A 21061-nucleotide genomic window follows, 5' to 3' on the forward strand; every position below is an offset into this window, starting at 1 on the left:
TTGCTCGCGGCGCGGGTTTGGGTTTCATTGCCGATGGCTGGGGGTGATGTTCGCGGGTTTCATTGCGGTGTCACCGTGATCTGGGCCAGTCTCGCGTCTGAAAAAAAGTGACTATAACGGATAAGGATTGTTTTCGCTTTTGCGGATGCCATTGTGGTTGCCATATATGGCGATTTTTGTGGAAATGTGGCTTTTTTTGCTGTTTTCATTATTTAGGGTTCTTTTTCTCATACTGAGGGTTTTGATTTTTTTGTTTATCTGGAATTGCGGTTTTTTATTTTCGCTTTCGCGGGTCGCTTGTTATTAGGGTGTTGGCCTTTCCTTGCATTCTTATCGGTCTATTAGCGATGCCCCTGCCCGGGGCGGCACTTACTTTCGCGCGTCCGACGTCGTTGTGTGGACAGATTCATTTTCAATCCGGAAGAGACAGCGAATGCTAGCCATCCTGCCCTGAGATGGCGGGCGACATGTGACAAGACGTCAGTCTGCAAGGATGCGATGGTCGTGCAAGCGGTGCTGCGCGTCGAGCCCGCGAAATGCGGCACTGACCTACGGATAATTCGGCTTCGTTGCCAATCTACCCTAGTGCGTGAGATCCGGATTCTGTTCAGTCGCACACGCGCGCAATGACGCCGCGATGGCAGGCTTTTTTATTTTGTCAAAGACATCCGCCAACTGCGCCTGTGCAACCGGATCGCCTTCGCGTGCAGCGCGCCAGCGCAACGATTCGATCGTATCGAGCGTGCCGTCGCTGGGCGCGTCGCCATCGTAGCCCGAACGCGCCTCGAGTACGTCTGCGAGCTTGTTGTATCCGGCCGGGACATGATGCACAAGCAGCCAGGCGACAATCGGTACCGCGCCTTCCCAGTACTCGTCCTCAAGACTACTGTTGACGAGCCGAGCTGCAGCGCGCCAATAACCAAGAGATGCCGCTTTCGCATATCCCCTGTCCGCTTCGGGCCCGCGCGTCATAGAAGCCTGGTTGAATGCGGAAAGCGCAGCGGGAGACGGAGGGGGAAGTTCCAGCTTTGTACAACTGAATTTGGTCGGTGCATTTTCCGGCAGATTCGCCCAGCGCTCCTGCTCCTTTAACACGCGGTCGAGCGTAGATGCGACATCGCTATCCTTTAATGTTTTAAAGACCCAGTCGGTTCGGACATGCTGGTTCTGCCACCAGTCGTCGTCCGCGCTGGCGTTCTGGGCAAAGACAACCATTGGAATCACTGCGATACAGCAGATCAGGCGCTTAAATCGTGATCTGCCAATAGGTATATATCTGAACATAACGTGGTCTAAGTATTGATTGCGTCAGGAATCGAGGGCGGAAGTAGGCTTATATTCGTGTCGATTTATCCCCTATGCATGATCGAGGTAAGCCTTGAGGCTCCATTCCTCGTTGGTGCGGTATACGCGCATGCCGAGCAGCCAGTCCAGGCCAGGAATGGGACGGGGATCCTTCAGGGCGAGTGGCGGCATCGTCTCGCCTTTCCTGAAACGGCGGGTCGCGTCGTAGCTGACCGAAGCGAATCCCCGGACACACCACACGCCGTCCTGCGGGCAGACTTCACCGGGGCGAACGAGCGTGCCCAGCGGTACGCGGCTCTCCAGTTCCTTTTCATGCGCGGTCCTGACCCGAAGGCCTGTCGCCGGGTCGAGGTTCTTCTCGCGGGCCAGCCGTTCAACCAGCGCATCGGACGGCTTCGGCGGCGGCACGGCTGCGGCCTGTTCCTTCTCCCACTGGAACGTGCCGTCCCACGGCGGTAGTTTCGCGGGCGGCAGTGGCACGATCTGGTCGACGTCGGGGACTTTCGGGTTCAGACCTTCGTTCCTGTCGAGGAATTTGCCGATCGCTTTGTAGCGGCGCGAGCGTTCGGGATCGTTCGGAACAGCTAGGTAATACAGCACCCGGTTTTCTGGAGTTACCGCAAAGCCATTTTCAAGAGCCCAAGCAGCCAGGCGATTTCCCGCCATGACGCCCTGCTGGAAAGCCCTGAGTGCTTCAGCGTAGACCTCGTCGTCGGCGCGACCAATCGCCAGAGAGGTCGCGGCCTTGCCATGTCCCTGGTCTGCTGAGCACCGGTACATCTGCAGCGCAACCTCAGGTGCGGCGTCAACCGGGAACAGTTTCTCCGCGAGGTAATACTGCGCATCCGGACTGCCCAGGTCCGCTGCCTTGCGGAAATAGCGCAACGCGGTCTCGCTGTTCTGCTTCAGCCCGTAGCCGAGTTCGAGGTAATGCGCGATGTCGTAGTAGCCGGCCGGCACACCCTGTTTGACCAGTTGCGCTGCCAGGTCGATCGTCTCTTTCGGTGCATCCGGAGAATCGGCCAGCCCCGTCGACACCAGCGCCTGAAGGTTGGTATTGGCCTTGTAGTGATCGTGAGCCGCCGCGATCCGGTAATACCGCGCGATATCGTCGAAGTCCTTCGGGCCGTCCTGCTTCTGCAGCCAGCGGCCGTATCTGAACAACTGGTCCGCATCGGGATCGAGCGGCGGCAGATGGTCGTCCTCGTGTACGCAGGTAAAGGCGAGATTCGCGCGCACGGCGCTCAGGTCAGGTAGTGAAGCCAATGGGTTCTCCTTTGTACAGGCGCAGGCAAGACTCGCCACCAGGGCGATGAGAATGCCTCGTCTCATGAGTCAATCCTCGTAAGTGCGTGTGGGCGAGGTCCGCAGGAAGCCTACGAGGGACGCGATCGGAGCCCGCTTTGCGCTCTGTCTTTTGGTGTTCTTGGAAATGATGTAACTCCACTGCAAGTACGCCTCCGACACATCATCCTGAGCCCCCCTATTGTTCGTATGCAGCGCCCACATCTGTTTGCGCAGCGCAGACGTCAGGCCGCCATGCTCATGGCAGATATTCAGTTCGCTATCCACCTCCATGCTGCGCCGGTTGACATTGGCCGAGCCGTGCGTCGTAAACACGTCGTCGACGATCATCAGCTTCTGGTGGACATAGACGTAGTCCCACGCCTTGCCTGCAGGCGTGTCCGGTGCGACCAGGGTACAGACCAGCACCTTCATCCCCGGCATATCCTGCGGCGGCACCAGCTCTCCCTCCTTCGTCATGCCGTCCGGGCTCACGCTCGCCACCCGCCGTTTCTCCTGCCTCGTCTGCTCCAGCTGCTGCCCGATTTCCGCCTGCCGGAGCTGGCCGCCCTGCAGGTAATTCGCGAGCCCCTGCATCTGCGAGAAACCGCGCCCTGCATCATCGCGCGCTGGCTGGCCGCCTGTTCGTCAGCAAGCTGCTTCTCCAGCGTATGCTCCTGCTGCGTAAGCTGGTCGTTCTTCTCCAGTGTCTCGACCCCGGGCATCCGGTCGCCATATCCGAGCGCCGCGAGCATCTGGTAGCTGCTCACTGTCCCGCGGCCGATGCCGTCGTCGTTCGAGTTCGTGACCACGAACAGATAGACCTCACCATGCTTCGCCGGGTTGCGCCCCCCCTTGATCTGCGCGTTGACGTTCTCCCGCAGCCTGTCGGCCACCGGCATGTAACGGAAATACTGGTTTTCGATGTACACGAATCTCGTCGTGTTGTTCACCGCCTGCAGGTACAGCGAAGCGATGTCCTTCGTGCCGTCCTTGCCGTGCTGCGACTGCGTGCGAAGGATCTGCGCCATCACCGGCGTACCGTGATCCGCGCGCAGCTTCAGCCGGCAAGCCAGCGCCGCCCGCGCCTGGGTCAGGTTCTGCCCGGTCGCGTCGTCCCACGCCTGGCAGAAATTCTCGTTCAGGTACTCGAGGACCGGACCCGTCACCTTCGCGGACATGTCCTGCCGCGGATGCAGGCCGTTGCGTCCCATTCGCGGCGCCTGCCGCAGCCAGGTGTGATCGTCCCGGTCCCAGTATTCGTCCAGCGTGTTGTGCCCCATCACGAACCCGATGGCCCGCTCGGGAAGCTCGTAGTCGACAAGCACCATCTTCTGGTGATGCGAGGGCTCCGCCGTCATCGCCGCGGTGTTCCGCTCTCTCAGCGTGGGGTCGCCCTGCGGGCCGCTCATCCACGTGCGCCAGGCGATTTCGGCGCGCTCTCTCAGATCGAAATCGCGCGTGGCGAATTCAATGTTTGCCAGCGGCCTGGGCGCGCCCGGCAACGCGTTCAATGCCGCGGTCACCACCGATTTCGCTGCGGGGAACGGATTGGCCCTCGTCCCGGCCGACATCCGCGTGACATTGTTCCGGTTGGCCCGCCAGTACCAGAGCTGGTCGAATTCCCGCTGGGCGCGGGTGCGCCCGTCCTGTGCAGCCCCCGCCAACCCGACTGGCCCGTGGTTGCCTGGCATCATGTCTTCCGAGAAGGACGCCACGTGCAGTGCGTCGCTCCAGACCAGCAGCCGGATCCTGATGTGAGGTTTCTCGAGGCCCTTGTATTCGAGCAGTTCACCGATCGACGGCGAACCCGCCGCGTCGCTGCCCCGTCTGAAATACATGGACGGCTGGAAACCCCAGCACAGGATATCGATGCTGTGCTCCGCGTTCCGTATGGCGTCGAACACCGCCGCAAAGGCCGTCTCGCCATTCACCAGCGGCAGGTACGTGGCCAGCGCGGGGTTGTATTCGGTGCGCTGCACGAACCATGGGGAGGTGAGCGTTGCGCTTCGCGTGCAGGAAAGCGCGAGCGGCGTGGTAGCGCTCTGCTGTTTCATGGTCAGGCGTCCGTATCAGGGTTGAGCAGCGGGTTGCGCCTGATTCAGCAGGACTGCAAAGATCAGGAGGCCGCGATGCGGAGCTTGTTTAGCTCCTGAAGGTTTTTACCCCGCATGCCATCCCGATTCGTGCGGAAAAATCTGCAAATCAGTCGTTGAAAGTCGAGGCGCCATTCGGCAGGCTTCGCTCTTATCCAGCGACACCCGGAAAAGCCGTGCCCATTTCCATCTCGCGTACAAACTCTCCTGATGCAATGGGGCTTAAGTTGAGAGCACTGCCCCGCAAAGGGGCATCGCTAATAGACCGATAAGAACGCAAGGAAAGGCCAAAACCCCAATAAAACAAATAAACGCATTAATCAGACAAAAACAAAAAACAAAAACCCAGGGTTCCCCCCTACTTCACCAAAAACCCGGCGAAGCCGTTAAACACCATAACCCCAAGCCCGCCGCGGGCGAAAAAACACCCTCACCTGGAACTCGCAAAATGCCCTCCATGACCTTGAACAAAAAACTCGGGTCGATGATCCTCATCTTATGGATCGGCCTGATTCTGATCGGCGGCTTTGGCGCGTACCAAAACCGCGCCTCCATGATCTCCGAGCGCCGCGATCAACTCATGGCCGTCGCCCAGCAATCCGTCAGCATCATTAACCACTACTACACGCTGTCCCAGCAACACGCTCTCAGCGAGCCCGACGCCCAGAAACAGGCCCTCGCCGTCCTCGCCTCCGTGCGCTACGGCAAAGACGGCTATGTCTCCGTTAACAACTCGCAGCCGGTCGTGCTGATGCACCCCATCAAGCCCGAACTCAACGGCAAGGACATGTCCCAGTTCACCGATCCAGCCGGCAATCATCTGTACGTCAACATCGTCAACGCGGGTAACAGCAACGTCAACGGCGGCTTCGTCTCGTATCTGTGGAGCAAACCCGGCCATGATCAGCCCGTCCCCAAAACCAGCGTCTCACTGCGCTTCGCCCCCTGGGACTGGTACGTCGTCACCGGTATGTACATGGACGACGTTCAGCAAGCCTTCTACGCCAGTCTCATCGTCTGGCTCGCCATCACCACGGTCCTCGGCGGCATCGCCACGTTCGTCATGATGCTGGTGCTCCGCAGCGTACGTCACGCTCTCGGTGGCGAGCTCGAAATCGCCGTCATCGCCGCACAGCGTATGGCAAGCGGCAATCTCGCCGTCAACGTGCCGGTCCAGTATCGCGATACCGGTAGCCTGTTGCACGCCCTGCACACCATGCAGGCCGGCCTCGTCGAAACCGTGTCGCGCGTGCGCACCGGAACGGAAAACATCAACGTGGGCGCTTCCGAAATCGCCGCCGGCAATACCGATCTCTCGCAACGCACCGAGCAACAGGCCGCTGCGCTCGTCCAGACCGCCTCCAGCATGGATCAGATGACGGTCAACGTTAAGCAGAACGCCGAGAGCGCCACCCAGGCCGCGCAACTCGCCGGCCAGGCAGCGGACGTCGCCACGCGCGGCAGCCGCGTCGTCGACGACGTGGTCCGCACCATGGGCGAAATCACTCATAGCTCGCGTCAGATCGGTGACATCATCGGCGTGATCGATGGGATCGCTTTCCAGACCAACATCCTCGCCCTCAATGCAGCCGTCGAAGCGGCTCGCGCTGGCGAACAGGGCCGCGGCTTCGCCGTCGTCGCCTCGGAAGTGCGCAGCCTCGCACAACGCTCGGCCACCGCTGCCAAGGAAATCAAGGCGCTGATCGAAACCTCCACGAATACTGTCGAGGCCGGTGCATCGCTAGTCGCCAACGCCGGTTCGACGATGGGCGAGATCGTGCAGTCAGTACGCCGCGTCAACGAAATTCTCGAGGAAATCAGCCACGCCTCGCGTGAGCAAAGCGCCGGCATCGAACAGGTCAACCGCGCGGTCGGTGAGATGGATCAGGTCACGCAGCAGAACGCGGCATTGGTCGAGCAGGCTGCCGCCGCTGCGCACTCGCTCAAGGATCAGGTCGGCTCGCTGCGCGAAGCAATCTCGAGTTTTGCGCTGCCGGCCTGAGGGCGAGCCGCTATAGCTATACATACGTTACCTGTTTCTGCCGGGCGCCTTTAACACGCGCTCGATGCCTGAAAAGAAGGCGCCCGCAAAACGCCTATTGGGATGCGTTTGGTGGCCGGGCGCCTCTCAACACGCCGCGTCGGAGAGACGCATTGTTTGAACGAACCAGTCGCGCGGATTTTTCAGGCTGCGTGGCTGGTTTTTGACCCGCCGCCTTCCTTCTCTTCGTGTTTCCCTACGCGCACCGATCTACGGAAGCGCAACTTCTCTCCCCTTTGCAACCCGCTTAAGCAAAGCCCGACGTCCTTGACGCGACGTGCTTCCTCGCCGTCGCTATGGGCTCGCATAGGCCTCGCATTAATATTACGTTTTAATTACAATCACGACGTTGCCGCCACCTGCGTTCGCTGCTCGCATCCGCACTCATGTTCCAGAAGCCCAGATCGCAGCCACCTCGGACTTACGCATCGGCCGCGAGACACCCCATGCTCGCGTCGCGCCTGCCGACATGGCGTTCAAAATTCATCATCGTGCTGATGTTCGTGGCATTCGGCGGCCTCGCCGCACGCGCTTTCTGGGTCCAGGTGGTCAATCAGAACTTTTATGCAGGCCAGGGACAAAAGCGCTATCAACGCGTCATCGAACTGGACGCCACACGCGGACGGATTGTCGATCGCAACGGTTCAATGCTCGCGGTCAGTCTCGCGACCTATGAGGTCTGGGCAACGCCCAGGCTGCTCGATGAGACATGTTTTTTGCCGCTCGCCAGGCTGCTCAAGGTACCGCTCGTGGAACTACGCAGCCGTGTAGCCGGCGACAAAACATTCGTGCTGCTCAAGCGCCAGGTGGACGCGGACACGGCCAGCCGCATCGACAAGCTGCAACTCGCCGGCATCACGCAGATCGCCGATTCGAAGCGCTTCTATCCGGAAGGTGAATCGGCGGCGCATGTGGTCGGCTTCACGGATATCGAGGACAAAGGCCAGGAAGGTGTCGAACTCGCCGCCAACCTGCAGTTAAGCGGCGCGGCGGGTCAGCGCGAGGTGATCCGCGACCGGCTCGGCCGGGTGGTGTCGGACACGCGTCCACTCGTACCGGCGCACAACGGCGCGACGATCCGCCTGACCATCGACCGCCGCATCCAGCAACTCGCCTATGCGCAACTGAAGGCGGCGATTGCGAAGCACAGTGCGGAAGCTGGCAGCGTCGTGGTGCTCGACGCGCGCAACGGCGAGATCCTCGCACTCGCGAACTATCCGAGCTTCGATCCGAACGACCGCACGCGGCTGAGCGGCCGCCAACTGCGCAATCGGGCCGTCGTCGATACGTTCGAGCCGGGGTCGACGATCAAGCCGCTGGTCGTCGCGCTATCCATGGACAAGGGTATGGTCGGGCCGCAAAGCCTGATCGATACAACGCCGGGGTGGTACCGGATTGGACCAGCCGTGATTCACGACACCTCGAATCACGGCGTGATGACCGTGGCCGAAGCGGTGCAGAAGTCGAGCAACATCGCACTCGCCAAACTCGCGCTCAATCTGCCGGCCGAGACGATCTGGAACAAGTACCAGGACTATGGCCTCGGGCGCCGGCCGGAACTAACCTTCCCCGGCGCTGCCGCGGGCAAGGTGCGCCCGCACAGACGCTGGCGGCCCATCGAGCAGGCCACGATGGCTTATGGCTACGGGCTGTCGGCGTCGCTGCTGCAACTCGCGCAGATGTACACCGCCTATGCGGGCGACGGCACGCTGCATCCGGTGCGTTTGCTGCTGGAGGATACGGTCGAACGGCAACCCGGTGGGCAAATGAATGAACAACAGGATGGTGACGGCCTCGCTCCTGCTGCAGACAGCGGCGACTCGCCGCTCACCGCCGGCTTTAGCCACGCAGTGACGACGCCCGCCACTGCACATGCCATCCGCGAGATGCTCGAAATGGCGATCGGACCGGGTGGCACCGGACGCGCCGCGGCAGTCGACGGCTACCGGGTCGGTGGCAAGACCGGGACGGCGCGCAAGCAGATCGGCGCGTCGTATGCGAAGAATCGCTATCGCGCATTGTTCGTCGGCATGGCGCCGATGAGCGACCCGCGCCTGATCGTCGCCGTCATGATCGACGATCCGGCTGGCAAGGCATTCTACGGCGGCACGGTTGCCGGTCCTGTGTTCGGCGCGGTGACCGGTGGGGCGTTGCAGTTGCTAGGTGTGCCGCCGGATGCGTGAGGCGGAGGCGGTAACAGCGCCGCCGCATGCGCGTCCTCAGGCCGTATTCACATGCACCCGCACATGCAGGCGCCGGAACGCGTTCGGCGTCATCCCTCTGCTTCTCTTGAACAGCCGCCTGAAATATCCGCTGTCCTCGAACCCACACGCATAAGCGACCTGCGCGATCGTCAAGCGGTCTTCCGCAAGCAGGATGGCCGCGTGCAGCATGCGCTGTTCGTGCACCGCGTCCGTCAACGTGCGCCCATAGGTGGCGCGATACACACGCCCCAGGTAGTCCGCATTGCAGTCAAGATGCGCGGCAATCGCCGAGGCGTTGATCGCTTCATGAAAATGCGTGCGAATCCATTGATCGGCGCTTGCCGCGAGTTGCTGGGGCGCGCCGTCGGCCGCCGTCGCCGCGACCCGCGAGCGCTTGAGTTCCCATAGCATCAGCAGGATCGTCAGACTGTCCGGCAACGGTTGCACGCCGTAGATCTGCTGATCGTTCAACAGGCGCTGGAACATGCCAGATAAATGATCGGGCCGCTCGACCCTGGCGTGTTGAGGAATCTCCAGCAACACTTCCAACGCCGACCCGCTGCGCGGCGCATCTGGCAACGTGAAATGCACCCAATAGAACCTGAGATCCGGTGCAAACGGAGACGTCCCCCCATGCAGCCGCCCAGGCCAAAGCAGCAGTGTCTCCCCTGCGTTCACCTCGAATAGCTGTCCGCCTTCGTGAAGATTCAGGCAGCCCTGCCGCACGTAGATCAGCTCGTACGACTGGATCGTCCGCGATGGATGCACGCCCACTCCGCGCGACACAAACAGCCCGCCATTGCTTGCTTCGAGACCCAGTGGAAATGCCAGATGGAGCGCGGGATCGGTCATTACGCAAAAAGTCGGAATTAGCGCGTTTTACTGCGGTTTCTTCATCTTGCGAGGGCAGGTCGGGCGTGTCAAGCTTTCCAGACTTGGCGTTCGTGGGAAGTCGGAAAGATTCGGTACGACCCGCCAAGGTCGAAAAAATCACATTTCTCAGAAGCAACCGATGCGTGTACCCGGCTGGCGCAGCGAGCCCGACGGTCCGGAAAGCGTCGCGGGACGTGCATCGGCAATAGGAGGAGACACCTATGATTCGTTGCAACCGATGGCTTCGTCTATGGGCATGCGCGACAGTGCTCGCCGCCACTCATGCACAGGCCGACGATGGCCTTTCTTTCTGGGTGCGCGCGTCGGACTCGGGTTTTGTGACCCCGGTCGTTACCGCATGGAACGCGAGCCATCCCACCAAGGTCAACCTGACCATCATTCCGAATGACGACTTCGTGACAAAGTTCGGCACGGCGTCGGCTGGCGGCGCTGCGCCCGACGTGATTGCAATCGATCTGATCTACACGCCCGAGTTCGCGCACGACGGGCAGTTGACCGACATCACGGATGAAGCCAAAAAGCTGCCCTTCTATCAGAGCCTGAGTCCATCGCATATGCGGCTCGGAACTTATCAGGGCAAGCAATACGCGCTGCCCTTTAGCGCTGAAAGTTCGATGCTGCTGTACAACAAGACATTGTTCAAACGCGCCGGATTGAATCCCGACCAGCCGCCCAAAACCTGGGCCGAACTCGAAGCCGATGCGAAAAAGATCACCGCGCTCGGCGGCGGGGTTAAAGGTTTCTATTTCTCGGGCGCCTGCGGCAGCTGCAACATCTTTACGTTGACACCTTATGTGTGGGCCTCGGGCGGTGACGTGCTGTCGGCCGACGGCAAGACCGCGACGCTGAAGAATCCAGCGCTCGAAGGCACGCTCGCCATGTACCGTCGTATGTGGGAAGCGGGTGAGATGCCCGCAAGCGCCAAGACCGACAGCGGCGTCAACTTCATCAACGCGTTCGAGACCGGAAAAATCGGCATGGTCGGGTCCGGCGCGTTTTCAATCGGCGTCCTGAAGAAAAGTCATCCAGAGATAGATTTCGGACTCGCGTATCTGCCGGGTCAGAACAGTGGCTGGGCGAGCTTCGCCGGCGGCGATGTGATCGCGATCCCAGCCGGTTCACAGCACAAGAAAGACGCGATGGAGTTCATCAAGTGGTGTCTTGGCGAACAGGTCCAGGTCGATCAGTTTGCGAAAAACGGCAGCATCCCCGTGCGGGTCGACCTCGCGAGCAACGCGTATAGCAAGCTCGACGGCCGTTATTTGACCGCCGCGACGGCTATGAGTCAAGGCAAAACGCCCTATAGCATCAAGTTCAACCAGTTGATCAACGATCCAAACGGACCCTGGGCCGCCATGATCCAGGAAGCTGTCTTCGGCAAAGGCGTGGATGTTGCCGTTTCAAATGCGCAAGACCGCTTCACCCAGATCCTGAACACACCATAGGATTTAACGACCATGGATGTCCTTGGCGATCCGGCAACAGGCGGTGCGGGCCTCGCACCGCAGATGGGTCGAAAGAAGCCGCGTAAAGGGTTAGGCCGGCAGGGCGCAGGATACTGGTTTGTGCTGCCCTGCCTCGCTTTCACGGCGGTATTTTTTCTGCTGCCGCTGGCAATGACGATCGGCATGTCGTTCTATCAGTGGCCGCTGATGGGCGTGCCGTCGTTCAACGGGTTGAGAAATTACCTCGACCTGATGCACGACGAATCGTTCTGGGGCGCGCTCTGGTTTACGACCAAATACACCTTGTTCGTCACGCCGGCCATCTTTGTCGTCGCTTTCGCGCTTGCGTTGCTCGTGAAGCGCGCGATCCGGTTCGTGGGCATCTTCAGGACTGCCTTCTTCCTGCCGGTCGTGATCGGGCTGACCACAGCGAGTCTGCTCTGGGTCTGGCTGTTCAACGACCAGGTGGGCATCTTCAGCGCGATCCTGATGCAACTGGGTATCGTCAGCGAGCCGGTTCAGTGGCTAGGCGATACCAACTCCGCGCTGGCGTCGTTGATCGTGATGGTGGTGTGGAAGGCGTGTGGATTCACGATGGTGATCATGCTCGTCGGCATGCAGGCGATTCCATACGATCTGTATGAAGCAGCCCGCATCGACGGCGCGGGATGGTGGGCGCAGCAGCGCTTTATCACCGTGCCCATGATGCGGCGCACCTTCGCGCTCGCACTGATCATGGCGGTGATCGGCTCCTACCTGGCATTCGAGCAGTTCTATGTGATGACCAAGGGTGGGCCGATGAACACCACCATCACGGTGGTCCACTGGATCTATCGTGCGTCGTTCACCTACTTCAAGCTCGGCTACGGCGCGGCGATGTCCGTGGTGCTGCTGATCGTGCTGCTCATGCTAAGCGTGATCCAGATGATTCTTCTGCGAGACGACGATGAGTAACCGATTGCGTTCCGCCGACACCGGTTTCGCCCACGCGACGCCAAAGCCGAGTCCCGCCGCGTCCAATGTGGATGCGCTCCATTATTCAAGTCGCGTGACAAAGCTGAAGGCGAGGCTGTCGATCGCGCTTTACTACCTCATCTGCAGCGTGCTCACGCTGGCGTTTCTGTTTCCGATCGGCTGGTCTGCATTCACCTCGTTCTATTCGCCGGCCGACGCCAGCGCTTCGCCACCTAGGTGGATTCCATCCCATCTATCGTTCGAGAACTATCAGAACCTCGCGAGCTATGGCGCAGGCATCTGGCGTTATCTCGGCAACAGTACGTCGGTTGCGATGCTGACGGTCGTGATGACGCTCGTGTTGTCCACCCTCGGCGGCTACGGATTCTCGCGATTCCGTTTCCCGGGGCGCAACCTGATCTTTGTCGTGATCCTCGCGACGCTGATGATTCCGTTCCAGTCGATCCTCAATCCGCTATTCGTCCTGCTGCGCTGGATGCATCTGCAGGGCACGCTGTTCGGCCTCGCGCTCGTCTACACGACGTTCCAGTTGCCGTTTGCAGTGTTCATGATGCGCAACTCGTTCGACGCCGTGCCCCGCGAGATCGAGGATGCCTCGCTGATCGACGGCTGCAGTTCGTTGCAGTCGCTGCGCATGATCATGGTGCCGCTGGTGTTGCCAGGGATCGTCACAGCGGGTCTGTTCGCGTTCTTCGGTTCGTGGAATGAACTGCTAGCCGCGCTGATCCTGATCGGCGACGCAAAAAACTACACGTTGCCGGTCATGCTCCTGAATGCGCAAAGCGGTCAGCTTGGCGCCGTCGACTGGGGGCTGATGCAAGCCGGCATCACGATTTCCATCCTGCCTTGCGCGATCCTCTTCCTGCTCCTGCAGCGCTTTTATATCAACGGTCTGATCGCTGGTGCGGTCAAGGCATAACGCTCCATGCACACCATGAACGATACGAGAACCTTGCGCCCACCTGTCGTTGTCGATGCAGCATCTACCCGCTATGCGCACATCAAACCCGTGGCGGTCGACGCAGTCGACCTGAAAGGCGATTTCTGGGGGCCACGGTTTGCGACCAATCTCGAGCGGACCCTGCCAAGCCAGTGGGATCTCCTCGAAAGCACTGGGCGGCTCAACAACTTCCGGCGGGTGTTCGGTGAGTACGACGGCCCGCACGTGGGGCTGTTCTTCAACGACAGCGACCTGTACAAATGGCTCGAAGCAGCGTCGTGGGTCGTCGCGCGTGGGCCCGATGCGCTGCTCGAGAAACGTATCGATGAGGGCATCACCCTGATCGAGCGTGCGCAGGGCGAAGACGGTTATATCGACAGCTATTTCTGTCTGGAACGTAAAGGCGAACGCTGGACCAACCTGCGTGATCTTCATGAGATGTACTGTGCGGGCCATCTGATCCAGGCTGCGGTGGCCCACCATCGTGCGACTGGTCAGCGCCGCCTGCTCAATGTTGCCGTCCGTGTCGCCGACCTGTTGTGCGAGCGCTTCGGTCCGAAATCGGAAGGCAAGATCGAGGACATCGACGGACACGAAGAGATCGAAATGGCACTCATCGAACTGGCGCGGGAGACGGGACACGAGCGGTATCTCAAGCTTGCTCGCTTCTTTATCGAGGCACGCGGTCATGGCCTTCTCGCAGGTGGTCGTTTCGGTGACGCGTACTTCCAGGACGACGTGCCGTTCGAGAAAATGGAAGCGCTTGCCGGGCATGCTGTCCGCGCCTTGTACATGGCATGCGGTGTGACGGATCTCTATCTGGAGACCGGCGAAGCAGCCCTGCTGCCGCGGCTTGAAACGCTCTGGAGCCGGCTGACAGCACAGCGCATGTACATCACCGGTGGCGTCGGCTCACGGCATGATGGAGAGGCGATTGGCGCGAACTACGAGCTGCCGAATGCACAGGCCTATACGGAGACTTGCGCGGCGATAGGCAGCATGATGTGGTGCCATCGTCTGCTGGCCGCAACGGGCAATGCACGTTACGCAGACCTGTTCGAATGGACGCTATACAACGGCATGCTGCCGGGCTGGTCGCTCGACGGCCAGGCGTACTACTACGTGAACCCTCTGGAGGACGACGGCGGCCATCGCCGGCAACCCTGGTACTACTGTGCATGTTGCCCGCCGAACGTCGCACGCACCGTCGCTTCGCTTCCCGGATATGTCTACGGCACCGATGCCGATTCGATTTACGTGCAGCTGTATATGGAGAGCGATGCGCGTATCGACTTCAGTGGACACACGGTGAAACTGCGCCAGCAGACGCGTTATCCGTGGGACGGTGTGGTTGAGATCGGCATCGACGCGCAAGCGGAGTTCGCGCTGAAGCTGCGGGTTCCGGGGTGGGTAGACGGCGCGGGTGGATTGATCGCGGCGCGAGGGCAATCGGCAGCAACCGCTCACCCGAATCTGCCGGTCTCGGTAGCGGTCAATGGCAACGCGGTCGACGCCACGCCGGACGCGAACGGCTACATTGCGATTCGACGCCTGTGGGAACAAGGCGATTCGGTTCGGCTTGAGCTGCCCATGACGGCCCGTATATGGCAAAGCCATCCTAAGGTGGCCGAGAATCGTGGCCGGATCGCGCTGAGCCGCGGGCCGGTGCTGTACTGCGTTGAGCATGCCGACATGCCCGGTCTCGATCTCGACGAGCTATATGTCGATCCTCAACGCATCGAAACGGAATGGCGTGAGCAACAGCTTGGCGGCGTTGTCGTGCTCAAGGGCACTGCGCGACGGCAGGAAATAGAGTCAGACTGGTCGAGCTCGCTCTACAGGCCGTTGAATCCGGCAACGCGCGCAACCGAAGGAGCGCGGCCTGGAGAAACAACGTTCGTGGCCATCCCCTACTTCACCTGGCACAACCGCGAGAGCGGACCCATGAAGGTGTGGCTGAATTATCGGGGCGAATAAGGGCTTCAGATACCCGATGTACCCGTGGTGATGACTGACGGCATGCGACGGGGTTCGACCATCTGCGAACATTGATTTTCGCGGCCAACCCTCTCGCTCGCAAGGGGAATCGCGTCGGTTTGCGCGATAACGGGCACAATACGTGGCGATGGCGCCATCCATACGCTGCGCTCGACACTCGCATCGACTCATATCGCGCCCCGAATCCGTCTCTTCGATGCTGTCATGAACCACACTTTCTCAGGCCGCGCCGGCATGCCCGCGCGCGAACCTAACTCGCCGCGCTTTCTGTTGCTCCTGATCTGCCTGTTCGCCTCAGCCGGACAGCTCGCGATCGACATTTACGTGCCCGCGTTACCCGCAATGGCACGTTTCTTCGCGACTTCGCCTCAAGCGATCCAGTCGAGCGTGTCCGGCTACATGGCCGCTTATGCGATCGGTCAGCTCGTCTTCGGGCCCGTAGCCGATGCATACGGACGCAAGCCCGTACTTGCATTCGGCCTCGTAATTTTTACAATCGGCTGCCTGTTGTCGCTCGCTGCGCCGAATCTGGAGACCTTCCTCCTCGCCCGCTGTCTGCAGGGCTTTGGTATCGCCGCGACCAACCTGCTCGCGAAAGCGATCATCACCGATTCGTTCTCCGGGCAGACACTGGTACATGCATTCACCTACATGGCGATCGCGTGGGGGCTCGCGCCGATCGTGGCGCCCGTGATCGGCGCGCATCTGCAAACGTGGTTTGGCTGGCGCGCCTGTCTTGTCTTCCTGCTCGTCTATTCGCTGGTGATGTGGGCATTGGTGTGGCGCTATCGCGAGACGTTGCGGCGGCCGGTACATCTGGAACCGCGAACGCTATTGACGAACGCGGGCAAGGTGCTCTCGAGTCCGGTGTTCCAGAGCTGCTTTCTCGCGCAGGGGCTGTGCTACAGCATCCTGCTCGTGTTCAACATCGTCGGGCCGTTCATGGTGCAGAACACCTTGCACAAACCGCCGACCTTTTTCGCTTACCTCGCGCTCGGCATCGGCTTGATGTACTTCCTGGGCGGTCTGTCGAACCGCCTGCACAGCCCGCGTCTGCCGACCGCCGAGCAGCGGTTGCAGATCGGCGCGCGCATGATGGCCGCTGCCGCGATCGCCATGCTGCTGCTTGCGCTGACGGTCGGCCTGCGCATCTGGACACTCGCTACGCCCGTGCTCGTAATGGGATTCTGCGCCGGCGCGATGTATCCCACGTTTATGGCCAAGGGCAATTCGCTGTTCCCGCATATTGCCGGCCTGACGAGCGCGATCCTTGGGTGTGCGCTGCTGCTGGTGTCGTCGGCGATGATGGGGCTCGCCGGCTTCGTGTCGGTGCAGGTCCTGACGCCGCTCGCAGCGTTCTTCGTGATCCTCTCGCTCACCGTCGTCTGGATGGTGATGAAGCTGCTGCGACATCTGGCGCAACTACCGCCGGAGCCTGTGGTGTGCCCGGGCGGCGAGGCGGTGTGAGGGCGTTCAGTCTCGCCCGGCGTTACGGCCGTTGCTGTGGATGCGCGAGAAAGAATCGCATCATCTCGGCGCTGGCATCCGGGCCGCTGGCGTCCGTGTACGTTCCGCGAGCGCTGCCACCGGCCCATGCGTGCGGTGCGCCATGAATGGTCCAATACTCCGCGTCCGCGCCGTTGGCCGCTGTCAGCCGCCGCCGTGTGCATGCACGCATGCCTGCGCGGCGTTCCGGCACCTCATCGACGGGTGAAATACCGGCGCTGAATTCCCGCACGAGCTCGCTACCATTGGACGGGTGAACCGTTGCGTCCGCGTCGCCATGAAAGACGATCAACGGCCGCTTCGGCATGCCCGGCCCATCGCGACGGTCTGCAAGCGGCCCGCGTCGTATCGGTTTGCCCCCCTTCATCGCGGCAAGTGCCGAAGGCAAGTCGTGCGCGCAGCGATAGGGCAGCCCCGAGTGAATTCCCGCTGCGGCATACAGTTCCGGATAGCTGTGAATCATCACGGCGGCCATCGCTCCACCTGCCGACAAGCCGGCGACGTACACGCGGGCCGGATCGACGCTGTAGCTGGCCATCACGTCACGGGTGATTCCCGCAATCAACGAGGGCTCGCCGCGCTCGCGCTGCTGGTCGCCCGGCTTGAACCAGTTCCAGCATTTCGACGCATTCGCCCTCTGCGGCTGGATGGGGTACGCCACGAGACAGTCATGGCGCTCGGCGAGCGCGTTCATGCGGGTGCCCAGTGCGAAATCGTCCGCGTCCTGGGTACAGCCATGCAACATCACGATCAGCGGCAATGGTGTATCCCTGTAGCCGCTGGGCACGTAGAGCTTGTATTTCCGCTGTCCCGCTTCATTGGTGTAAGCGCGCTCAATGAAATATCCGCAGTCTTCGACATCTGTCTGCCTGGCAACATGCGGGTGTGAGGACGCATCCGTTGCATGCGTTCGGGAAAATCGACTCCCGGCGGCCGTGCTGTCGCGAGGAGGTGGCGCATCGCGCGTAGCAGCAGGCGGCTGAGCCGTCGTGGAGCCTTGCCTGCCGGCTCCGTCGCCATCGCTATCGCTATCGCGCAGCGCTCGTTGAATCGCTGCGGTTGCTTCGAGTGGACCAGCCGTACGCAGCAGACGCATCGCTTCCTGCATCGAGGACAGGAAATCTTCGTTCATCTTCATCATCGTGTTCCTTATGTCGGCTGAAGCAGCCGGCCGGGCTAGCTGATTCTTCCGGCTAACGCTGCCTTGACCGCGGGTGATGCGTGGAATGCGCCGAGCACCACGACCGACTCGATCGTGGCAAGCGCGAGTTCAGGGGTGACGTCGGATGCAATGCTGGCAAGTCCCAGCACATGAATATTCAGACGCTTTCTGGCTGCTCGTGCCGATTCCAGGTCTTGCCTGGAGAAGTGCTGCAGACCCAGCACCAACGCCCGGCGTGTGACCGTCTCACTGACAGTCTGGGCGTGGGTCGCCAACTGGTTTCTGATCGCCGTGCGAATCAGATCGGTGCGGTTCGAGTAAAAGCCTTCTTCGACCAGCAGATCGATCTGGCCGAGGTCGACCGGGCCGAGATTAATGGTGATCTTCTCGGTCTCCCCGCCCTTTGGACGAGATGCGACGACAAGCGAATCCTGCGGTTTGCGTTTGTTCATTTTCCATCCCTTGACCATCCATATAGATGGTCATGAGATGGTTATAGAGTGAACAGCGTGCCGCGTCAACCCCCACATATGGGGCCACCACACATCCGGCGCTTGCTGGTGAACAACCCCTAAAAGGCAAACGACCGACTCGTCGCGATTCATTGCCGTTGCCCAAACGGAATTGCAGGGTGGGCACAGCGCATGCTGCACTACTAGCGGCAACACGTTGCCATGCACGGCATCTTCGCCGTACATCCGCCAGAGCGTCCGTTGCTCTGAGAGCCGGGCGCCCATCGTTGGGTGCGGACAACCATTCCGGTTGTACCGCCGTCCGGGTTGATTCAAGGTCGCACGCGATTCTGCACAGGTACGACGTAACTACTTCACGTCCGCACCCTCATGGAGTTGCTTTGGCCAATCACCGGAGAAGTCTCATGTTCATTCACAACAAACGTCTTCAGTACACCGTACGTGTCGCCGCGCCGAACCCTGGTCTTGCGAATCTGCTGCTAGAGCAGTTCGGCGGACCTCAGGGAGAGCTCGGTGCTGCGTGCCGGTATTTCACCCAGGCGGTCGGCGAAGATGATCCGGGCCGCAAGGATCTGCTGTTCGATATCGCAACCGAAGAGTTGAGTCACCTGGAAATTGTTGGCTCGATTGTCGCGATGCTGAACAAGAGCGCAAAAGGCCAACTGGCCGAAGCTGTGGAGGCCGAAGCGGAGCTGTATCGATCCATGACAGGTGGAGGAAACGACTCCCATACGACAGCATTACTGTACGGTGGCGGTCCGGCCCTGACCAACTCGGCTGGCGTGCCGTGGTGCGCTTCGTACGTCGACACGATCGGCGAGCCGACGGCCGATCTGCGCTCGAACATTGCTGCTGAGGCTCGCGCGAAGATCGTCTATGAACGTCTCATCAACGTCACGGACGATCCGGGTATCAAGGAGACACTTGGATTTCTGATGACACGCGAAATCGCCCATCAGAAATCCTTTGAGAAAGCGCTGCACTCGATCCAGCCGAACTTTCCTCAGGGCAAGCTGCCTGGCGTGCCGCAATACACCAGCGTGTACTACAACATGTCGCGAGGCGACGATGCGCCGCGCGGTCCATGGAACGACGGTCCGGATTGGGAGTTCGTCGAATCTCCCGAACCGGCGGTAGATGGCGGCGACGGAATGGCCACGGTCAATGTATCGCGCGGCGATGTCAAGGTGCTGCAGGCGATGGCTGCGAGAACGGCATCGGATGCGACCTCGGACCCGACCACGGGTGCTGATCTCGGCGCAGGTCAGACCGTCTGAAGCGGTTAACGGAAGCGCGGTTGTCCTAACGGCCGCGCTTCCAGTGCCTCACGTCTGTCGCGAGATTCGCGACGAAATCGTCACGCCCGCTGCCGCGGGCTTTTCAGTCTGGATTGGCGTTCAGCAAAACCATCCCGTGTAGGGTCGAAAGTTCCTGTTGCCAGGAGGCGCTGTCCTGTTCGGCATCGCCGTCGCCAAGGAAGGGCTTCAGCAACGCCAGCAGATCTTTCGAGTTGGACGAGTTCGTCGGCGTAGTGACGTCCGATACCAGCAGCCCTCTCACATATTCGGACTTCTCTGTGGATTGACTGGACGACTGATTCAGCGTCGCCTGCACTATCTGGCCGCGTTGCGTCGCGATGTTGACCGCGCTGTTGGCGTCGTCGTCGACCTGTATATAGTTGTAGCTCTGGGTCGATGGCGACATGCCCAGTTGAACCGGGCCACCCGATAGCGACTCGTGATAACTCGCTTGCAAACTCGAGTGCTGGGTTTGCGAAATCGCGCCGCTCTGCTGATTGCCGGTGGTTTGAGTACTTTGGGAGACCTGATAGGAAAACGTATCCGTTTGATCCGGCAGCCACGGATTGGACGACACCGCGTTATCGGTCATCGAGCCTGTGAAATCGGCCAGCCCGGTCAACATGGCGTGATCCGACTGCGCGACCCACGATACGCCGTCCGTACCCGGAAGCTGTTGCGACGACGTGCCATAGTCGCCGTTCATCTGGCTGAACGCGTCCTTGAACATCGACATCAGTGTGGCGTCGCCGTGGCCTTCCGTGTTGGCGTTGTCGAACTGTGTCAGATAGCTTGCAATGGCCTGGTCACGTTGCGCGCCCGATCCCCAGATCGCGGAATCACTCGTATCGACACTGAGGTTGATCGAACCGGTCGAGTCCGTGACTTTCACGCTGCGCGTTGAACTGTTCAGCGCAATATTGGCCGATATGTTGTTTGACCCTTCGCCTGTCACATTGAATTGCAGATTCACCGACGACAGTACCGACGGGTCGTACTGCATCAAACCGCTCAGATTGAGTTGCGGCGGAACACCGCTCAGGCCATCGATTGCCTGCTGAAATCCGTCGGCCAGTCCTGTCAGCGCGGTGCGCTCGCTGCCGCTCAAGGTCCCGCTGCTGTTCATGCTGACCGCAAGCGTGCCGTCGTCGCTGTCCATTTCGATATCGACCGTGACGCCGCTCGCGGTCTTGACGGTCAGCTTCACATCGCCTTGCGGACCCTGTTCCGCTAGCGCGGTTGCACCCACTCCATCCGCCCCGGCAATCGTGACCGACTGCGAGAAATTGCTACCGTTAGTCTTGAAGCGATCGAGCAGCGCGCTTCCCAGATTGTAGAACTGACCGGACATCGTATTCGACATGGCATCGCCCGCCATCGTCAGAGAAACGGCATCGGTGTTGCTCTGAGCCCAGGTCACGCTTGGCTCCCCGCCTATCA

General features: G+C 60.6%; 16 protein-coding genes. 8 read left to right on the forward strand and 8 right to left on the reverse strand.

Features of this window, described 5'->3' with window-relative positions; genetic code table 11:
* Nucleotides 1–582: 582 nt before the first annotated feature.
* The 4 genes from P3T20_RS03405 to P3T20_RS03420 all read right to left on the reverse strand — a co-directional run bounded on the left by P3T20_RS03405 (nucleotide 583) and on the right by P3T20_RS03420 (nucleotide 4646).
* Nucleotides 583–1215, reverse strand: coding sequence for a hypothetical protein (locus tag P3T20_RS03405; protein ID WP_429286051.1), 633 nt, complete (start codon nucleotides 1213–1215; stop codon nucleotides 583–585).
* Between the two features lie 141 nt (nucleotides 1216–1356).
* Nucleotides 1357–2637 carry an SEL1-like repeat protein gene (locus P3T20_RS03410; protein ID WP_254368922.1) on the reverse strand — a complete coding sequence of 427 codons (1281 nt, stop codon included), beginning with the start codon at nucleotides 2635–2637 and terminating at the stop codon, nucleotides 1357–1359.
* Between the two features lie 3 nt (nucleotides 2638–2640).
* A complete protein-coding gene (locus P3T20_RS03415) occupies nucleotides 2641–3093 on the reverse strand; it encodes a phospholipase D-like domain-containing protein (RefSeq protein ID WP_429286052.1) in 453 nt (150 codons plus the stop codon).
* The gene (locus P3T20_RS03420; protein WP_429286053.1) at nucleotides 3081–4646 is read right to left on the reverse strand and encodes a phospholipase D-like domain-containing protein; all 1566 of its coding nucleotides are present in this window, start codon (nucleotides 4644–4646) and stop codon (nucleotides 3081–3083) included. The genes P3T20_RS03415 and P3T20_RS03420 overlap by 13 nt, the downstream gene beginning before the upstream one ends.
* 496 nt (nucleotides 4647–5142) lie before the next feature.
* Between P3T20_RS03420 and P3T20_RS03425 the strand changes: the two genes are divergently transcribed.
* Nucleotides 5143–6687: a methyl-accepting chemotaxis protein gene (locus tag P3T20_RS03425; RefSeq protein ID WP_429286193.1), complete on the forward strand. Its 1545-nt coding sequence runs from the start codon at nucleotides 5143–5145 to the stop codon at nucleotides 6685–6687.
* Nucleotides 6688–7112: 425 nt separating this feature from the next.
* On the forward strand, nucleotides 7113–8909 hold the full coding sequence (locus P3T20_RS03430; protein ID WP_429286054.1) for a peptidoglycan D,D-transpeptidase FtsI family protein: 1797 nt from the start codon (nucleotides 7113–7115) through the stop codon (nucleotides 8907–8909).
* 36 nt (nucleotides 8910–8945) lie between these two features.
* On the opposite strand, the gene P3T20_RS03435 is transcribed toward P3T20_RS03430, so the two are convergent.
* Entirely contained in the window at nucleotides 8946–9782 is an 837-nt protein-coding gene (locus P3T20_RS03435; RefSeq protein ID WP_429286055.1) for an AraC family transcriptional regulator, read from the reverse strand.
* A 242-nt stretch (nucleotides 9783–10024) separates the two neighbouring features.
* Between P3T20_RS03435 and P3T20_RS03440 the strand changes: the two genes are divergently transcribed.
* The 5 genes from P3T20_RS03440 to P3T20_RS03460 all read left to right on the forward strand — a co-directional run bounded on the left by P3T20_RS03440 (nucleotide 10025) and on the right by P3T20_RS03460 (nucleotide 16649).
* Nucleotides 10025–11269 (forward strand): ABC transporter substrate-binding protein, encoded by a 1245-nt coding sequence (locus P3T20_RS03440; protein WP_429286056.1) that lies wholly within the window; start codon nucleotides 10025–10027, stop codon nucleotides 11267–11269.
* 12 nt (nucleotides 11270–11281) lie between these two features.
* Nucleotides 11282–12223 carry a carbohydrate ABC transporter permease gene (locus P3T20_RS03445; RefSeq protein WP_429286057.1) on the forward strand — a complete coding sequence of 314 codons (942 nt, stop codon included), beginning with the start codon at nucleotides 11282–11284 and terminating at the stop codon, nucleotides 12221–12223.
* Nucleotides 12216–13163, forward strand: a complete 948-nt coding sequence (locus P3T20_RS03450) for a carbohydrate ABC transporter permease (RefSeq protein WP_429286058.1) — start codon at nucleotides 12216–12218, stop codon at nucleotides 13161–13163. The genes P3T20_RS03445 and P3T20_RS03450 overlap by 8 nt, the downstream gene beginning before the upstream one ends.
* A 15-nt stretch (nucleotides 13164–13178) precedes the next feature.
* A complete protein-coding gene (locus P3T20_RS03455) occupies nucleotides 13179–15161 on the forward strand; it encodes a glycoside hydrolase family 127 protein (RefSeq protein WP_429286059.1) in 1983 nt (660 codons plus the stop codon).
* Nucleotides 15162–15386: 225 nt separating this feature from the next.
* Nucleotides 15387–16649, forward strand: coding sequence for a multidrug effflux MFS transporter (locus tag P3T20_RS03460; protein WP_429286060.1), 1263 nt, complete (start codon nucleotides 15387–15389; stop codon nucleotides 16647–16649).
* A 22-nt stretch (nucleotides 16650–16671) separates the two neighbouring features.
* On the opposite strand, the gene P3T20_RS03465 is transcribed toward P3T20_RS03460, so the two are convergent.
* Nucleotides 16672–17826 carry an extracellular catalytic domain type 1 short-chain-length polyhydroxyalkanoate depolymerase gene (locus P3T20_RS03465; protein ID WP_429286194.1) on the reverse strand — a complete coding sequence of 385 codons (1155 nt, stop codon included), beginning with the start codon at nucleotides 17824–17826 and terminating at the stop codon, nucleotides 16672–16674.
* A 38-nt stretch (nucleotides 17827–17864) separates the two neighbouring features.
* On the reverse strand, nucleotides 17865–18302 hold the full coding sequence (locus tag P3T20_RS03470) for a CopG family transcriptional regulator (protein WP_429286061.1): 438 nt from the start codon (nucleotides 18300–18302) through the stop codon (nucleotides 17865–17867).
* Between the two features lie 425 nt (nucleotides 18303–18727).
* On the opposite strand from P3T20_RS03470, the gene P3T20_RS03475 reads away from it, so the two are divergent.
* Complete coding sequence (locus P3T20_RS03475) at nucleotides 18728–19600, forward strand: manganese catalase family protein (RefSeq protein WP_074266256.1); 873 nt, start codon at nucleotides 18728–18730, stop codon at nucleotides 19598–19600.
* A gap of 103 nt (nucleotides 19601–19703) precedes the next feature.
* On the opposite strand, the gene P3T20_RS03480 is transcribed toward P3T20_RS03475, so the two are convergent.
* The gene (locus P3T20_RS03480; protein WP_254368923.1) at nucleotides 19704–21041 is read right to left on the reverse strand and encodes a hypothetical protein; all 1338 of its coding nucleotides are present in this window, start codon (nucleotides 21039–21041) and stop codon (nucleotides 19704–19706) included.
* Between the last annotated feature and the right edge of the window lie 20 nt (nucleotides 21042–21061).

Source organism: Paraburkholderia sp. GAS206C (genome assembly GCF_050435645.1).
Lineage (GTDB): Bacteria > Pseudomonadota > Gammaproteobacteria > Burkholderiales > Burkholderiaceae > Paraburkholderia > Paraburkholderia phenazinium_B.

What these genes read in the sequence shown, in the direction of transcription:
- P3T20_RS03405 (WP_429286051.1), bottom strand. Translation starts at nt 1,215, where the DNA reads ATGGTTGTCTTTGCCCAGAACGCCAGCGCGGACGACGACTGGTGGCAG.
- P3T20_RS03410 (WP_254368922.1), bottom strand. Translation starts at nt 2,637, where the DNA reads ATGAGACGAGGCATTCTCATCGCCCTGGTGGCGAGTCTTGCCTGCGCC.
- P3T20_RS03420 (WP_429286053.1), bottom strand. Translation starts at nt 4,646, where the DNA reads ATGAAACAGCAGAGCGCTACCACGCCGCTCGCGCTTTCCTGCACGCGA.
- P3T20_RS03425 (WP_429286193.1), top strand. Translation starts at nt 5,143, where the DNA reads ATGACCTTGAACAAAAAACTCGGGTCGATGATCCTCATCTTATGGATC.
- P3T20_RS03430 (WP_429286054.1), top strand. Translation starts at nt 7,113, where the DNA reads ATGTTCCAGAAGCCCAGATCGCAGCCACCTCGGACTTACGCATCGGCC.
- P3T20_RS03435 (WP_429286055.1), bottom strand. Translation starts at nt 9,782, where the DNA reads ATGACCGATCCCGCGCTCCATCTGGCATTTCCACTGGGTCTCGAAGCA.
- P3T20_RS03440 (WP_429286056.1), top strand. Translation starts at nt 10,025, where the DNA reads ATGATTCGTTGCAACCGATGGCTTCGTCTATGGGCATGCGCGACAGTG.
- P3T20_RS03445 (WP_429286057.1), top strand. Translation starts at nt 11,282, where the DNA reads ATGGATGTCCTTGGCGATCCGGCAACAGGCGGTGCGGGCCTCGCACCG.
- P3T20_RS03450 (WP_429286058.1), top strand. Translation starts at nt 12,216, where the DNA reads ATGAGTAACCGATTGCGTTCCGCCGACACCGGTTTCGCCCACGCGACG.
- P3T20_RS03455 (WP_429286059.1), top strand. Translation starts at nt 13,179, where the DNA reads ATGAACGATACGAGAACCTTGCGCCCACCTGTCGTTGTCGATGCAGCA.
- P3T20_RS03460 (WP_429286060.1), top strand. Translation starts at nt 15,387, where the DNA reads ATGAACCACACTTTCTCAGGCCGCGCCGGCATGCCCGCGCGCGAACCT.
- P3T20_RS03465 (WP_429286194.1), bottom strand. Translation starts at nt 17,826, where the DNA reads ATGAAGATGAACGAAGATTTCCTGTCCTCGATGCAGGAAGCGATGCGT.
- P3T20_RS03470 (WP_429286061.1), bottom strand. Translation starts at nt 18,302, where the DNA reads ATGAACAAACGCAAACCGCAGGATTCGCTTGTCGTCGCATCTCGTCCA.
- P3T20_RS03475 (WP_074266256.1), top strand. Translation starts at nt 18,728, where the DNA reads ATGTTCATTCACAACAAACGTCTTCAGTACACCGTACGTGTCGCCGCG.